This window comes from Paenibacillus sp. JJ-223 (assembly GCF_927798175.1).
GTDB lineage: Bacteria > Bacillota > Bacilli > Paenibacillales > Paenibacillaceae > Paenibacillus > Paenibacillus hubeiensis.
Window position 1 is genome coordinate 263,145 of record NZ_CAKMMP010000007.1, and the last position, 15,461, is coordinate 278,605.

The following is a 15,461-nucleotide window of genomic DNA, read 5'->3' on the forward strand; positions in this document are numbered from 1 at the left end:
GATACAACAAAGGAGAGAGTTTTATGGATTTGTTATACACTATTCCACCAATAGCCGTGTTAATCCCATTAGCACTGCTATATATCATTTTTAGAGTGGTCACTCATAAAAAAAATAAGATAACATTACTTGAAGTTTTATTTTTTTGCTATGCGTTAGGTGTCATTTATTTTGTATTTTTACCTATAGAGCTAACCTTCGGCATTCACCGTAATCAAGCTCCTTGGTACAGTTCAATTAATTTTATCCCCATTTTAACAATTGATATGACAAGTTTTATATTAAATATCATTCTATTTATGCCATTGGGTGTTTTCGTATGGCTTGCGCCTCGCGGCATCTTTTCCTTAAAACAAGCAATACGAATAGGACTGACCGTATCATTCGGCATTGAGTTTATGCAGCTGATCCTTAAATTAATTCTAGGCAGTTCAAGAAGTATTGACATCAATGACCTTATAGCTAACACGATAGGGTGTGTTGTAGGTTACCTCATAATCCAACAAGTTATCAAAATAGGACCGATCAAGAACCTTTTACGTTGGATTTCCCCTAACAATCAACGACTATCTTAGAGAATATAGATAAAAACAAAAAAGACAAGGCATCGAACCGAGGGATCTCCTTAAACAGTTCATGCCTTGTATTAATCTGAGGCTCAGTTTGCTCACCTTATCCAGATAACTGCCAATAACTTAAGAAACATTCAAATAAGTATTATTGGGAACTGTTAGACTAACCTGCTTCGTTAATTGAACAAAAGCAGCCGATTCCATTTCGGCTGCTTTCGGTCCCATGCAGGCATGAACCAGGGAACAAGCCGCGCAGCCCGCTTTCTCCCTGGTCCCTTTAGTCTGCCTGATCTCATTCATGAATTTTCCTCACTCACCTCTAGAAACGGAAGTCGAGGTAGTTCGCATGTTTTATGCAATGACATCGTTTACACTCCTACTGAAGTTGCCTCTTTAAGTACACGTATATTGTAAGCGGAACAAAGAGGACGATTAACAGCAGGCAGTCCCCGATGCCCGCCGCAAGGTCGGCTGCGCCTCTCATAGGCATTCCTCCTCTCGGTCAGTGATGTGTGGGTATCTGCTGCTATTCTAAACTAATAATCCTGACAACATCGTTGTCAGGATTTCAACGTAATACATATCTTTTTCTACCTCTTGTAGAATATTAAAATGGTCTATGCTCGGATATTTTCCTTACTGCAAACCATAGCTCAACGAAATGAAGCCCATCTTTACCTCCTGTAATTTCAAATTCCATTCCATCGACCTGTTCGTATCCAGCAGTAGGCAGCCATTCGGAGAAAAATCGTTTATACAATGTCTCAATCGTTTCATCAAATTGGTCCCATGTGAACGGATCCGAAGAAAATATCGCCCACGTTTGAGCTGGTATGGTTATACTTGTGTACCCATCCGTTTTACTTGAATTACCTTTAAATGCGCACAACATGTACGGAAAAGTATCCTCATCGGTTTTTTTGTAGCTGCAAACGGCATGTACCTTATGATAGTTCTGATTTAAAAAGGCGGGGAGGTCGCCTGCATTGGCAGCAAGCCTTTCAACCTCGCCGTTCGCATGGCTTTGCTTCCAAAATTCTGCCGGGGTGTCTACGCCGTTTAATGGAAACATTTTTTCGATCCCGAATACTTGAAAGGATTCTTTCGTCTCGATCCGATAGTTCATGGCCTCTTCTCCTTTAATGGAAATGAAGAAGGATAGTCGAGGATAGGCTTTGAGAGCAGTCCCTTCTTGACGGGCCATTGCCGGATTAACACCATGCAGCGCTTGAAAAGCCCTTGCAAATGAAACCGGTGATTCATAACCATACTTTATCGCAACATCAACAACTTTTATATCGCTATTCTGCAATTCAATGGCCGCCAGGGTAAGCCGTCTTCGCCTTATATATTCCGCAAGCGATACGTTAGTAATAAACGAGAACATCTTCTGGAACTGATGTGACGAACAGCAAGCACAACGAGCCACTTCGCTTAATTCGATTTCTCCGGTTAAATTCATTTCGATATGGTCCAATGCCCGATTCATTCTCATAAGCCAATCCATCTAACCCCTCCTCTTCATAGAAGTATAGTGATGCCATGGCTTCGTATCGCAACTTTTTGTGCATAAATAAGTTTCCTGTCCGCCAGTCTCGATCTGTGACACAAACTTATGCTTCCAGTTACGTTGAAGAAAGCGAAACACACCTTACTATGACCAAAATCGCCACACCTAAGGGTTAAGTCTTATCAATGGATTCAGAGGAAACTATAGAAACCGCATTAATCAACCACACAAGGCCACTGCGAGTGCAGTACCATCTTCCGATCGCTGTTATCCCCAGATTTTTTTTGAATCTCCTTGTCTAAGGGGAAAATCCGGTGATAAACGCGCCCGCTTTGCTTCTCCAGATTGGTTCTGCCTCTCCGTTAACGTGTGTATGTTTTTTGCGGTTTATATAGTATCAGTGGATTCAGCTTCCGATACAACGCGACGGATAAACTCCGTTTTCGCATCTGCGTACGCCAACTTATCGGTCGAATTCGCCTTTGCCAATGCCTCTTTAAGCTGTTGATACGCTGTTCTTGCTTCGACATTGGATATTAAATAGTCCCTGAACAACAACTGCTTATGTAGATATTCACTCCCGGACGGGTACATATGAATTTGGTGAGTTCTAGGTTCGCCTTTACTGAAATAGTGCCGATCCGGTAATATATTGGTGCCTTTATAGGAGTAACCCACCCTCTCCAGCCCAGGGATGCAGCGCTCTCCTTTTTCAAAAGACTCTACTTCAATGGCAATGTCAATGATCGGCTTGGCACGTAGTCCTTTGATGGCAGTGCTTCCGATGTGATGAATCGATTGAATATCGCCCTTCAGTTCATTACGAATCTTCATCGCTTCCTCAGTGAATTCAACTTCCCATTGTTCAGTCCATGGAACAAGAAACACCTGACCTTTGGGCAAGCCGAGCATCTGAATCACCTCTTTGGATTTTATATGTATTTGGATATTCACCTGCAGAAACAATCACTGAGGTCCTTTTCTCTAAGAAAAAATAAAGTTCAATACCTCTATCGTGTATTTCTCTGGCTCCTCAAGCCTCGGAAAATGAGCACTTCGATCAAACATGACGAGCCTACCGTCCTGCACTTTCTCCAAATAAACCCGTTGCTGCTCACCACAACAAACAGGATCATAGGCCCCTGCTAATAATAGGGTGGGTTGTGTTAAGCCGGATAGCTTGGGCAGCAGATTTTCAAAAAACAATCCTTCTTCTTGCAGCTTTTGACTATGTACTTGATTCTTACTCCACATATCATTTGAGGATGCCTGGCTTTGCATGATTTCATCATATTGATGGGTAGTTAATTGCCGAAAATATAAAAGATTCTTATCCTCGCCTAATAATTGAAAAACATCCCCTAAAGCATTCCATAATTCATTTGGCTTGTAATTTCCATGGAGATACTCATTCGACGCTTCAATACCAGGTTGATTCTGAACATGAATAAAATGTTCTTTGGCTTTCGAAATGATGGATCTGGTTGCCCTTTTCACATCAAAGCAAGGCGTTTCAAAAATCACTTTATGGATCGATTCTGGATAACTTAATGCATATTTAACCGCCAAGTATCCACCGAATGAATGCCCTAATACACTCCACCTGCGTATTCCCATTTGTTTTCGTAGTTCCTCGAGATCTTCAATAATATCGTTTAATCCAAAATGTTCATTCGCTTGGATGGGGTCAGAGCGTAATACGCCTCTTTGGTCGATCGCAATCACTCTTAACGAGTCAGATAAAGCTTCGGCTTGAAAATAACAAAAATCCACACAGCTTGCTCCGGGTCCCCCATGCAAATAAAGGAGCACTTCTTCACATGGTTCATTGTACTGTTCAACAAATAATCGAGTGCCTCTGATTGAAAATAAGGATGAACTCATACTGTCCTCCAATCTTCATACTACAGTTATCCAATATAGATGATGATTTTCTCATCACTAAATGCTTCTCCGATCTTCTCTAGAAGGAAATTGATTCGATTTATTAATTGAGCAGAATCATTTTCATCCAAGTTTCTCCGAGCCCATTCCCTTAACACATGGAATTCACCCGTTAATTTGGGAAGATCATGAATATTGATATCTATGCCAGGATCAGCAAATCGAGAAATCAAATCCAATTCCAATGCGATGATTCCAGGCACCCAGCATCTTTGGAAAAAGGCTTCCGTTGACACCGGGACATAAAAATGATCCTGATCTTTTGGCTCTATGATAATTGCAGCAATGGTCAGATGAATCACCCCCACTTTTGTTTGATAACTTCTTTGGTATTCATTCTACATCTACCAGTATGTCTAGTCCTAATAATCCGTTAATATTATGATATTTGAATGCAAATCTCTCTTTAGACCCACGTTCTTCCGCACCTTAACGATAACTTGTTCCTTGGAAGTATGATAGACCAAGGTTTTATCCCGGCTATTTAATAATTCTCGGGTTGCCTCTTCGTCGCGTACAGGTCCGATTACAGCAACCTCATCTATAACTTCTTGATCCTCCGTCTCTTCAGAGTGAAGAACTTCAAACTTCACAAATTGATTCGGAAAAATCTGTTGAACCTCTTGCCATTTCATACTCATCCCCCTGTCAATCAGCTGATTTAGCTCAGGAGTGATCTGGAATCATCCCGTTTACTCGTTACAGCCCGAAAAGTCCTCCAAAACCTTGGATTTGTCGCCATACACTTTGTCCAGATGATCCTCTCCCCAATAACATAAAAAATCGAGGGCGGGCTTTAGTCCCCAGCCGTAGTCCGTTAACTCATATTCCACTTTAGGGGGAACCTCCGAATAGACCTTCCGTTTCACAATCTCATCCTTTTCCAGGCCTCTTAGTTGAGTCGTCAGCATCTTCTGCGTAATGTCAGGGATCAACCGCCTGAGCTCCGACGTGCGTTTCCGTCCTGTCATCAAGTGATAGATGATCAACGGCTTCCATTTTCCGCCCATCACCTCCAAGGCCGCCTCTACGCCTACTTTATATTTCTTGGGAGCGTTCGTTTTGCGATGCTCAGTCATCTGTTATCCCTCCGTGATCAGGCTGTATTCCGGCTACAACCATTACCTCCATTCTTATCTTCAGTCCAGGACCCGCGCCCATTTCTATGGCATTTATATAGGTACTTTCATGTTCCTATGGCACTTCATTCTTCCTATAGAACTTGAAAGTGCGTTCTTCCAGAATATTTCATTCCTCGTTTATAATAGCATCAGCCATGGAGCATGGCTACAAGTCAGCGCTGGAGAAAGGTAGTGAAATACAAATATGAACGTATTGGTTATCGTTTCGCACCCGAGAAAAGATTCCTTGACCTTTCAGGTTGCCGATCGTTTCGTGCAAGGTCTTGCCGAGGCTGGCCACGATTATGAAATATTGGATTTGCACGAGATTGGCTTTGACCCAGTTCTTCAAGGTGTCGATGAACCTGATTGGTCTCTGGAGCATCAGCTCTTCTCCCCTGAGATCGAAACGGAAATGCAACGGTTGAAGAGGCATGATGCCGTGGCCTTTATTTTTCCAATCTGGTGGTGGCATCTGCCGGCCATGTTGAAAGGGTATGTTGATCGTGTATTGAACAACGGGTTTGCCTACGGTTCGAACAAGCTTCATCATCAGCATATGCTGTGGATTGGGCTTGCGGGCGTTTCGAAACAACAGATGCAGAAGCGCAACTACGATGAATCGATCACGCATCTGCTTAATGTAGGCATCGCAGATTATTGCGGCGTACCTTATTCCAAGGTTGAATTTTTATATGAGACTTTGGATTCCAAGCCAGAACATTATGAAATGCTGCTTGATCGGGCTCATCATTTAGGAGTGAATTACGCCAAGGACAGCACGCTCTGAAGACCGCTTATAAGTCCAAACGGAAAACAGCCATCTCCTCCCCAGTGGACGGAAATGGCTGTTTTGACGGTACAGGGCCATGCTTTTGTAGTCAGTTGACCTTTGCGAGTTTCGCACCGCGAACGGATGCGGCAGCATATACGACAAGCGCTGTCCAGATGAGCGCAAAGCCGATGAGAAGAACCGGCGAGACCGATTCTTTGAACACGAATACGCTCAGTAACAGCATGATCGTCGGCCCGATGTATTGTACGAAGCCGAGGGTGGACAGCGCCATCCGGGCGGCCGCCCGCGCAAAGAAGAGCAGCGGCAGCGCGGTGACCACGCCGGAAAGAAGCAGCTCGACGAACGTGGACGCAGGCAGCGTCCATGCCGTCGTTTTTCCTACGGCAGCCAAATAGATCCAGTAGCCGAGCGCGACAGGCAGGACTACAGCCGTCTCTGACAGCAAGCCTACCGAAGCGTCTTGTCCGATCTTTTTCTTCGCGAGGCCGTACAAGCCAAACGTTGCGGCCAGGGAGATCGAGATCCACGGGAACCGCCCGTAGTCGACGGCGATGATGAGCACCGCGGCGCTAGCGATGGCAATCGCGAGCCATTGGCCGCGGTTTGGCTTCTCACGAAGGAAGACAACTGCCAGCAGCACGTTCAGCAGCGGGTTCAAATAATAGCCAAGGCTTGTCTCAACGACGTGGTCGTTGTTGACCGCCCAGATGAAGATGAGCCAATTCGCAGCGATCAGCAGCCCGCTGGCGGCGAGCGACAGCAGGAGCGAACGGCTGGCCGCAATCCGTTTCATGTCACCCCAGCGGCGCTGGACGGCGACGAGAATACCCATGAAGACGAACGACCAGACAACCCGATGGGACAGAATTTCGCCTGCCGGCACATCGTTAAACAACTTCCAATAAAGCGGGAGAACCCCCCACATGATATACGCGATAATCGCATTGACCAATCCGTTATTCATAATCTACTTCCCTCTTCTCACTCCGATGTCTTTACGGATTATACGCCTCGATCCTCGTTTAAGTAAAGGGATGAATCATTCCTCTCTCGGAACGCCGCGCTGTTGTCAGGCTGCTTCTGTGTTTGGAGCCATCGTTTTCCGTCAGCTAAAGCCCATCACTCTTTCCCTACAGTTTATATAAAACGCTACTGACATACTGTTGTCAGCAGCGCTTTTGTATCATTGGATCGTAAGGGCATAGGAAATCAATGCGAAGTATCTTTGGCCCAAAATAATATGTTCAAGGTATTGTATTACCTATTATGGGAAGGATGGTATATCATGAATTTTGCTTCTGTACGCATCATTACCGACGACGTAGATCGTCTCGTCGAGTTCTATGAGAAAATCTTGGGTGTTTCGGCGGAACGCCCCGCGCCCGTCTTTGCCGAATTCGTGATGCCATCGTGCACCTTGGCCATCGGCCACTCCCAGACGGTGCAGCTGTTCGGTGCGGGTTCCGCAGTGGCGGCCGACAATCACACGGTCATCATCGAGTTCCGCGTCCATGATGTCGATGCCGAATACGAGCGTTTGAAGCCGCTTGTGAGCGAGTGGGTAAAGGAACCGACCACGATGCCGTGGGGGAACCGTGCCATGCTGTTTCGCGATCCCGACGGCAACCTTGTTAACCTCTTCGCGCCGGTGACCGAGGAAGCCATCCAACGGTTCGACGGCAGGCGTTGACGGTTGTTGAGGCAATGGGCGATTGTGCCGCCTGATTCTCTTCAAGTGCTCGCTGCGGGTCATGATATAATGGAGCAATCAACGAGCAGGAAGGAGCATGATTTCATGGAAGCAACCGCACAGGAAGTCGCGGAATGGATGGTCAAGGAAATCAGGTTCACGGGGACGCTGACCCAGAGCGATGCGGTCGAATATGCGAAGACCCATTTCGGCGAACAATTCGTATTCATCAATGAGAATGGAAATGCATCGTTATCCAAAGAGGTGAAAAAGGCTTTCCGCAAGCTCCACGGCGGCAGAATTGCCTGGGACCGCGACCGGTTCCTGTGGGCCTGGACCTGATCGACCGTCGCGTATTCTATGTAATAATTGGAATAAATGTAAGCATGGGAAAACACATCCTAAATGAGGACATCGCATTCTCCTAGATTAACCGCAAAAAACATCCACACGTTAACGGAGAGGCAGAACCAATCCGAAGAAGCGAAGCGGTCGCGTTTATCACCGGATTTTCCCCTTAGAAAAGGGGATTCAAAAAATCTGGGGATAACAGCGATCGGAAGATGGTACTGCACTCGCAGTGGCTAGTGTGATCGATTATTGCGGTTTATATGGATAAACCCTTTACCCAAAAGGATGTGTTTTCCTGTCTTACTATTAGGTTTGAATATTCTACATTATGAAGCTTTTGCCGCAACCGCTTTTTGAATTAAAGCTTTTGCATCGTCAGCAGACAACGTTTGTTTAGGTTGAAGCAGGTTTTTCTCTGCGGCGCCAAGAATACCTTGGTCAATCAATGCTGCCATGGATTCAACCGCATATTTGGAAACGGTCTTCCCATCTTCGAAACCTGCGATGATCGCAGCCGCATTTTTATCAGAATCTTGATTGTTCAGCAGTTTAGCAAGAATCGTAGCCGCTTCTTCACGAGTGATATCACGATCCGGGCTGAAGTTACCGCCGTACCCTTGAATGAATCCGGCATGAGCGGCTTCAGCGATCGCATCAGCATATGCAGCATCGGCAGCCACATCCTTGAATGCAGGCGCTGCAGTTACTTCGTTCAGTTTCAACATGTCTACCAGCGCACTTACGAATTCAGCGCGGGAAATGACTTCTGTTGTTACAGGAGTTTCCGGTTGGTCCGTAGATGCAGCGACGTTCGTGATCCGTCCTTCCGTTTTAGCTTGAATCGCGCCACCTTTATACGTATCTACGATGTACTGGTAAAATACATCCAGATCGATCGGACCTGCCAAGGATGATTTGGCATCCACCAGCACTTTATAGTTATCTCCGCCTGCTGCCATAAAGTTGTTAACGACAGCCGTATATGTTTTTGCAGGATCAATAGGTGTGCCATCTTCAAGGCTTAGACTAGTCACCCGTTCTGCTACTGGCTTATTGAAATCTGCCGTATATTTCAGGCCGGAAATTTGTAATGTTTTGGTGTTTGGTGTGCCGTCCGCATTCGTACCCCATTGCTGCTCCAGCAAGGTTTGAATTTGTTCACCCGTCAGCTCTAATTTCACCAGAGTATTGCCGAAAGGTTGGATTTTGGCAAGATCCGCAAAGGTTACATCGCCTTCTGGCAGATCGGCACGAATACCGCCTGGATTCATGAATGCAAAGTCAGCATCGCTTGCGTTATCACCAAAGTCTGCTTGACGCATGGCATCTGCAATAAGGTTGCCCAGAGGTGCTTCGTTATTATAGGCATCGGTGCGAGTGACCGAACCATCCGTTGTGCCTACCGGCTTCGTAAGCTCAGGATGCTTGTCCAATGATTTTTTAATGATTGCCAAAGATTCAGGGTCTTCCTTTACACCCTCTTGGAACGTCGTTGTCACTGTAGCTGATTTTTCGGTGACATCCCCGGTCGCAGGGTCAATCATCAACTTGATGTCTTCAAATGCCGTACCATATGAATAAGCTTGCACGATCAATTTTCCATTCACTTCACCGTTCGCCAAAGCATGATTGTCGCCTGCAACGATCACGTCAACAGGGGAATCTGCGGGTAAAGCCTTGGCTAAATCGGCCGCTTCGCCAGTGGTTACGCCTTCTTTGGTTGATGCTGGATCATGCGCCAGGACGATGATCGTTTCTACGCCTTGATCTTGCAATTCTTTTGCATATTTATTAACGGCTTCCACTTCTTCTTCTGCACTTAAGAAACGCACGCCTGCTGTGCCGGATGGAGATACTTTAGCCGGTGTAGCCTTCGTCACCAACCCGATGAATCCGATTTTGACTCCGCCCACTTCTTTAATCACATAGGGCTTAATCAATGGTTTGCCCGTGGAGGTTTCAATGACGTTTGCGTTTACATAATCAAATTTGGCGCCAGCATGAGTGACCTTGCCTTCTTTGGGATCAAGGCCGCCGAAGATTTGTGCTTTTAATGCAGCGATGCCCTGGTCGAATTCATGATTGCCCAAAGAACCTACATCAAAGCCCATCATATTCATCCATTCCATCGTAGGCTCATCCCGATCCAGAGACGAGACAGGAGCGGATGCGCCCACAGAGTCTCCATTATGGAAGAGCAGGGAATGTTCATATTTGGCTTGAGCTTCTTTTAGATATGTAGCCAGAATAGGAGCTGTTCCTACTTTTTTATCATTAACCAACGATGTCGTATCCAACTGACCGTGCAGGTCATTGATTCCGATCAAGTGTACTTCGACGTCATTGCTTGCAGCAGAGACTGGACCGACCGCGCCCAATAATTGAGAAAGCAATAGTGCAGTGGCAGCCACACGGATTGTGCTTTTACCCAACATTTTTTTCCATAACATAAGTTAAAAAACCCCTCTCCAATTTCTGATCCTGAAACAGATTAGCATGGTTAAATTCATATAAATCGTAGGTTGTATGAAATCTATGTAAAAAAGTTGACAAATGAATAGAGAAGAAGCCTACCTATATATCTGGCCCACGTCAAAGTTGGCGCTTGAGGTACTGGTAGAAAGCCCTCCCTTTCTTATTTCCATAGACTTGTTAATTCTCCTTCTATATAAACTGAAAAAAACATGTACACGTTAACGATAAAAACTGAAAGTTCATTAAACAAAGCAGTCACGTGGATCGGCTAACGAACTTCGTAATGGAATGACGAAAATGCTTCATTTTTCGGGATATTTTTACGATATATAATGTACAGATTCATTTAAAATTTTATCTATTATATAGGTTGAACTAGACATTTACACGATAACAGCGATCGGAAGCTGGTTCTGACTGCGAAAGCGACTTCGTGTAAAAATCATTGGTTCAATGTAGACAAGGTAGAATTCAATCTGTAAATGGCTATATCCAAGGGGGAAATGCAGTGAAAACAAAGTTAGCATCTTTACTAAAAATAAAATCTTTAAGAGCAAAACTAGTCTCTTTGTGCCTGGCCATCCTTATTGTGCCGACAATCGTCATCGGGTTTAGCTCTTATACCGTTTCGAAAAATGAAATGAATGAATCCGGTAAAGCAGCGCTCGAAAATAATGTGAGTATGGTTATTGGCATGATTAACCTTCTTAATGAGCAAGTTGAAAGCGGAGATTTAACATTGGAGCAAGCACAGGAAAAACTTCGCGTCGAACTGCTCGGCGAGAAAAATGCCGATAATAAGCGCACGATCAAAAGCGAATATACGGTAGGAGAAACGGGATATCCGTGGGCGGTTACCAAAGATGCCCGTTCAGTAATGAACCCTTCCAACGAAGGCCAGGATTTGACGGATGTCGTCACAGAAGATGGTGTCTATTTGGGAAAAGAGCTCGTTAAAGTAGGTACAAGCGGCGGCGGATTCGTCTCCTATAAATGGGCTCTCCCCGGTACAGGTGAAGTGGAAACGAAAGTGTCCTATGTTCAAATGGATCCACATTGGGGGTGGATCATCGGTTCGGGTGCATATCTAAGCGAGTTCAACAGCGGTGCTACAAAAGTCCTTTATCTTGTTCTCATTGTTGCGGCCGTTGCGGTTGTTCTCGGAACAGTGATCGTCAGCATGATCTCGGGCCGTTTAACGAACCCTATCCTGCAGGTCGCGAAGCGGCTTAAAGCGGTTGCGGACGGCGACCTGACCGTAGAAGAAGTTAAAAATAAGTCCAGCGATGAGATCGGAGAGCTTTCGAAGGACTTTAACCATATGATCCAAAACATGAGACATCTTATTCGTCAAGTCGATCTCTCCACCAAGCAGGTAGCTTCATCCTCCAAAGAATTGACTCTTGGAGCAGAGCACACAAGCCAGGCCACCGAAAACATCACCATGTCGATTCAGGAATCAGCAGCCGGTGCACAGGATCAACAAACCATGCTTCAGAGGACAACCAATGCGCTCCAGGAAATTTCAGTGGGTATTCAGCGAATAGCGGAAAGCTCTTCAACGATTGCGGACTCTTCTGTGGACGCGATGGAATTGGCTAACATCGGTGGTACGGCTGTCGAGCATACGGCGAAGCAAATGAACCTGATTAACCGTTCCGTGAACCAAACGGATGCCATGATGAGAATGCTGGATGAACGCAGCCAGCAAATTGATGCGATGGTATATGCGATTACAAATATCGCAAAACAGACTAACCTCCTTGCATTGAACGCTTCAATTGAAGCTGCCCGTGCAGGCGAAGAAGGACGCGGTTTCTCCGTAGTTGCTGCTGAAGTAAGGAAGCTTGCCGAGCAGTCTAACCAGTCATCCGGCCAGATTTCCACATTGATTCAGGAGATGCGGACAGATATTGAACAATCGCTTAAAACATTGGAACAAGTCAAACTGGAGGTCGACTCAGGTATACAGATTGCTAATGAAACAGAGGAGCAGTTTAACAAAATCGTAGGCTCTACCAACCTGATTGCGCAGCAAACAGAAGAACTCGCCAGCGTTACGCAACAAATCACCGCAAGTGTCCAGGAAATCACAGCAGGCCAAGAGCAAGTATCGGATTTGGCGCTTCGAGCCGCAGATAACTCGCAGAATATTGCAGCTTCATCCGAGGAGCAGCTGGCTTCCATGGAGCAAATCACGACCCTGGCTGCAACCTTGTCGGATATGTCGCAGAAGCTGGAAAACCTTACGGTCAAGTTTAAATATTAAGTTTCAACTTTTACGATATGGACTCTTTTTTAAGCCAAGACCTTCTTAACGGGAGAGGATAACTCTCCATAAGAAGGTCTTTTTAGTCTAATATGCACAGGATCTGTCCGATAAGGGTGTTGAACATCAACTTGCAGCCCCATTGGAAATCCTAATTCTCTACATTGGAATAATATACTTTATCTACTTTGTATAAAGTATGCTCAATCGTTGGACAGAGATCGGTATCTACGTTGTGAAACTTTATTCGGAAGTATAAACTCTTTAAAAAGTTCTTTATATTGTTCTTTTGCTTAAAGGCAGGCAGAAATTCTGGTTCTTTCTCCACATCACCAAAACGTTGAATCCATTGCTCCACATAAGTTGGACGAAGTATTTTTCGATTGAGAACACTAACTACGGGCGTTACCAGTCTCTCGTCTTCTCCATCGGAGTAAACTCGCTCTGTTATGGTCATCTTTTCGTAAACCAAATTAAGAATGGTTATGAGGTCGTTTTGATCCAATTCGGAACATTGAGCCAAATCGTCCAAAGCATCTGCTGCATGAGCTATGGCGTGGGCCCAGCCCTTCTCTTCATCATAACCGCGATAATCTCGCTCTTTATGTATAGTGTAAAACACCTTCTCTTTGATCTGATGGATCTGCTCTTTTGAAAGAAAAGGGGTTTGCCTGTGCCTAATGAGCAGAAGTGGTATAACCAGCATCGAGAACGATCGAGTGAAGACGGAGTCTGTATTGGTTTCACCCAGCTGATATAACAAATGCTTTTCGTCCAAAACGACAGGTACAAGTTGTTCCAGTTCGTTTGCCGTTAGAGTGTTGCCAGCAATCCAATGGGATAAGGTTGTGTAAATTAACTCATCCCGCAGCTGGGCATCCAAGAAACCGATGTTATCCATCATTTCTTGTACCAACTGGAATGGTTCGGGTGGCGCCTGGTAACCATTTTCTTTGATTGATATCAACTTTTCTTTTAAATTCATGTTACACGCTCCTACTCTATTCCGATTCATTTTTAATCATCTCTATATCAGTAACCATCCAAGCCAGATCATCGATCAATTGAACATTATACTTTTGAGCGCCTTTGTACTCTTCATTTTTAAAGTCACATTCGCACTCCATGGTATATGTACGCGTTCTAAACTTTTCTTCTTTTAAAGTGACATTGATGATCTTATATTCATGAGTTTCGTAGTTTAAATATTCTTCAATTGCAGCTTGGGGGTCAGAATCAATCTGAGCCCCATCAATGAACAATTTCATGTAGGTGACCAAATAAAAAGTTAGAATCGACAGAACTATAATTAAGAATGCGACTGAGAATATTAAGTTAAGCTTTGTTAGCTTCATTAGGTACACCTCTTGCTCTTCCTGCATGCGGAACAGATGCTCAATACGTCGCTTTTGGAGCAAACTGACCTTGATCCTTGAGAGCGTCGTCAAAAAAACGAAGGATAAGTTCATTTTGAGTTTCAATCGCGTAATATTTATCGATATTTGCTTTTCTGCCTTCATGCAACAGGTTTGCCAATATAGGCGAGAATAAAGGTAGATCGGTTAAACTCAAATGTTTTGCGCCTTTAAAATGAACGTTGTATGCATCTTTAAAATATGGATTCGAAATGCGATTCGAAATATACGGAGGACTGCTGTCGAGCTGTATCCACACATCATCCGAATAAACGTTAAGAAGCGGGATGGTGAAAGCTTCGGATTTTGCAGTTAATCCGTTCGTAACTTTATCGTATACAAGCTCGCTATAGAACGGACCATCTATATTTACTACGGCGTCAATATCATCGCGCTCCCTGCTCAGTGCTACGCTTGCCGCTCCCCCCATAGAATGACCGAACACGCCTATTTTCTGTGTGTCGATGCGTTCATATAGAGAGTCCTTTTTTTGCACGGCTTGTTCCAGGATCGTATCTATGACAAAATCCATATCATCCGTTCGTAATTTCATCCATTTTTGATTTAGCTCGAAATACTCCCCAAGCGAATAAACCCCTTTATTTGCATTGTTGAATTCTTGCATGTACTCGGGATTAATGGTCACGACCTTCCCATCCTCGGAAACCGTATAAAATGAATGATAGGGATGGTCGATCGAAACGACGACGTAACCGTGGCTCGCAAGCTCTGTAAAGGTAGACGTGTTGCTGGTTTTAATACCGAATGCTCCATGGGAGAATACAAGCAAAGGATACGTTCCGTCTGCCTGTTCAGGATACCAAAATTCCACGTTAACAGCTCGATGCTCTCCCTGATCCGAAAATTCTTCGATACGATTCTTGTCCACATAGCTGTAAGTGGCGGTCGCCACTGCATACGGACCTGTCACTTGCGGCAGCCTATGCTGTGGAAAAAGTAAAACAGGAACAAGGGTAACGACGACGGTCAGTGCTAACAAAAGAAATTTCCATACTGTAGAGAACGTTTTGTAACGCGGAGAGTGTGTTTGTTTGCGCAGGAGTGCAACCATTTCCTTGAACGCTAATAGAAAAAGCAAACCTGCAAACAGTCCCCAAGTGTACTCCCATACGACAACGTTCCCCAAGCTCAGCATGATGAATCCGATAAACATTGCGATTCTCGTCCAACTCTTTATCTTGTGATGGCTTTGCTTCGTTACCATGGAATAAACGGCAATGGCCAGTTCGAAGACCAACGTAACAACAAGGATTAACATCTCCATAAGACTCCTCTGCTCCTCCTCCAGCTTTTTATG

Annotated in this window: 16 protein-coding genes; 5 read left to right on the forward strand and 11 right to left on the reverse strand. The window is 44.8% G+C overall.

What is annotated here, in order from left to right; translation table 11 throughout:
• The first annotated feature begins 23 nt into the window (after nt 1-23).
• Nucleotides 24-575, forward strand: coding sequence for a VanZ family protein (locus L6H98_RS15025; RefSeq protein WP_236416247.1), 552 nt, complete (start codon nt 24-26; stop codon nt 573-575).
• Nucleotides 576-1,179: 604 nt separating this feature from the next.
• Here the strand turns inward: L6H98_RS15025 and L6H98_RS15030 are convergent.
• The 6 genes from L6H98_RS15030 to L6H98_RS15055 all read right to left on the reverse strand — a co-directional run bounded on the left by L6H98_RS15030 (nt 1,180) and on the right by L6H98_RS15055 (nt 5,105).
• Complete coding sequence (locus L6H98_RS15030) at nt 1,180-2,079, reverse strand: effector binding domain-containing protein (protein WP_236416249.1); 900 nt, start codon at nt 2,077-2,079, stop codon at nt 1,180-1,182.
• Nucleotides 2,080-2,469: 390 nt separating this feature from the next.
• On the reverse strand, nt 2,470-2,994 hold the full coding sequence (locus L6H98_RS15035) for a GrpB family protein (protein ID WP_236416251.1): 525 nt from the start codon (nt 2,992-2,994) through the stop codon (nt 2,470-2,472).
• 72 nt (nt 2,995-3,066) lie between these two features.
• On the reverse strand, nt 3,067-3,966 hold the full coding sequence (locus L6H98_RS15040) for an alpha/beta fold hydrolase (RefSeq protein WP_236416254.1): 900 nt from the start codon (nt 3,964-3,966) through the stop codon (nt 3,067-3,069).
• Nucleotides 3,967-3,992: 26 nt separating this feature from the next.
• Nucleotides 3,993-4,334, reverse strand: coding sequence for a hypothetical protein (locus L6H98_RS15045; protein ID WP_236416257.1), 342 nt, complete (start codon nt 4,332-4,334; stop codon nt 3,993-3,995).
• Between the two features lie 54 nt (nt 4,335-4,388).
• On the reverse strand, nt 4,389-4,661 hold the full coding sequence (locus tag L6H98_RS15050; RefSeq protein ID WP_236416259.1) for a hypothetical protein: 273 nt from the start codon (nt 4,659-4,661) through the stop codon (nt 4,389-4,391).
• 57 nt (nt 4,662-4,718) lie between these two features.
• A complete protein-coding gene (locus L6H98_RS15055) occupies nt 4,719-5,105 on the reverse strand; it encodes a helix-turn-helix domain-containing protein (RefSeq protein WP_236416262.1) in 387 nt (128 codons plus the stop codon).
• A gap of 247 nt (nt 5,106-5,352) precedes the next feature.
• Here L6H98_RS15055 and L6H98_RS15060 point away from each other — a divergent pair, with 247 nt between their 5' ends.
• Nucleotides 5,353-5,937: an NAD(P)H oxidoreductase gene (locus tag L6H98_RS15060; protein WP_236416264.1), complete on the forward strand. Its 585-nt coding sequence runs from the start codon at nt 5,353-5,355 to the stop codon at nt 5,935-5,937.
• Between the two features lie 91 nt (nt 5,938-6,028).
• On the opposite strand, the gene rarD is transcribed toward L6H98_RS15060, so the two are convergent.
• Complete coding sequence (rarD, locus tag L6H98_RS15065) at nt 6,029-6,907, reverse strand: EamA family transporter RarD (RefSeq protein WP_236416267.1); 879 nt, start codon at nt 6,905-6,907, stop codon at nt 6,029-6,031.
• A 321-nt stretch (nt 6,908-7,228) separates the two neighbouring features.
• Here rarD and L6H98_RS15070 point away from each other — a divergent pair, with 321 nt between their 5' ends.
• Entirely contained in the window at nt 7,229-7,633 is a 405-nt protein-coding gene (locus L6H98_RS15070; protein WP_236416350.1) for a VOC family protein, read from the forward strand.
• 105 nt (nt 7,634-7,738) lie between these two features.
• Entirely contained in the window at nt 7,739-7,975 is a 237-nt protein-coding gene (locus L6H98_RS15075) for a hypothetical protein (protein WP_236416270.1), read from the forward strand.
• Nucleotides 7,976-8,310: 335 nt separating this feature from the next.
• Here the strand turns inward: L6H98_RS15075 and L6H98_RS15080 are convergent, their stop codons facing one another.
• On the reverse strand, nt 8,311-10,434 hold the full coding sequence (locus L6H98_RS15080) for a 5'-nucleotidase C-terminal domain-containing protein (RefSeq protein ID WP_236416272.1): 2,124 nt from the start codon (nt 10,432-10,434) through the stop codon (nt 8,311-8,313).
• Nucleotides 10,435-10,967: 533 nt separating this feature from the next.
• On the opposite strand from L6H98_RS15080, the gene L6H98_RS15085 reads away from it, so the two are divergent.
• The gene (locus L6H98_RS15085) at nt 10,968-12,728 is read left to right on the forward strand and encodes a methyl-accepting chemotaxis protein (protein ID WP_236416275.1); all 1,761 of its coding nucleotides are present in this window, start codon (nt 10,968-10,970) and stop codon (nt 12,726-12,728) included.
• Nucleotides 12,729-12,879: 151 nt separating this feature from the next.
• Here the strand turns inward: L6H98_RS15085 and L6H98_RS15090 are convergent, their stop codons facing one another.
• From L6H98_RS15090 to L6H98_RS15100, 3 genes are read right to left on the reverse strand one after another with little or no spacing between them, the layout of a single operon-like run.
• Nucleotides 12,880-13,713, reverse strand: coding sequence for a DUF2785 domain-containing protein (locus tag L6H98_RS15090; protein ID WP_236416277.1), 834 nt, complete (start codon nt 13,711-13,713; stop codon nt 12,880-12,882).
• 16 nt (nt 13,714-13,729) lie between these two features.
• Nucleotides 13,730-14,083 carry a hypothetical protein gene (locus L6H98_RS15095; protein ID WP_236416279.1) on the reverse strand — a complete coding sequence of 118 codons (354 nt, stop codon included), beginning with the start codon at nt 14,081-14,083 and terminating at the stop codon, nt 13,730-13,732.
• A gap of 40 nt (nt 14,084-14,123) precedes the next feature.
• Nucleotides 14,124-15,368, reverse strand: coding sequence for a dienelactone hydrolase family protein (locus tag L6H98_RS15100; RefSeq protein ID WP_236416280.1), 1,245 nt, complete (start codon nt 15,366-15,368; stop codon nt 14,124-14,126).
• Nucleotides 15,369-15,461: the final 93 nt, after the last annotated feature.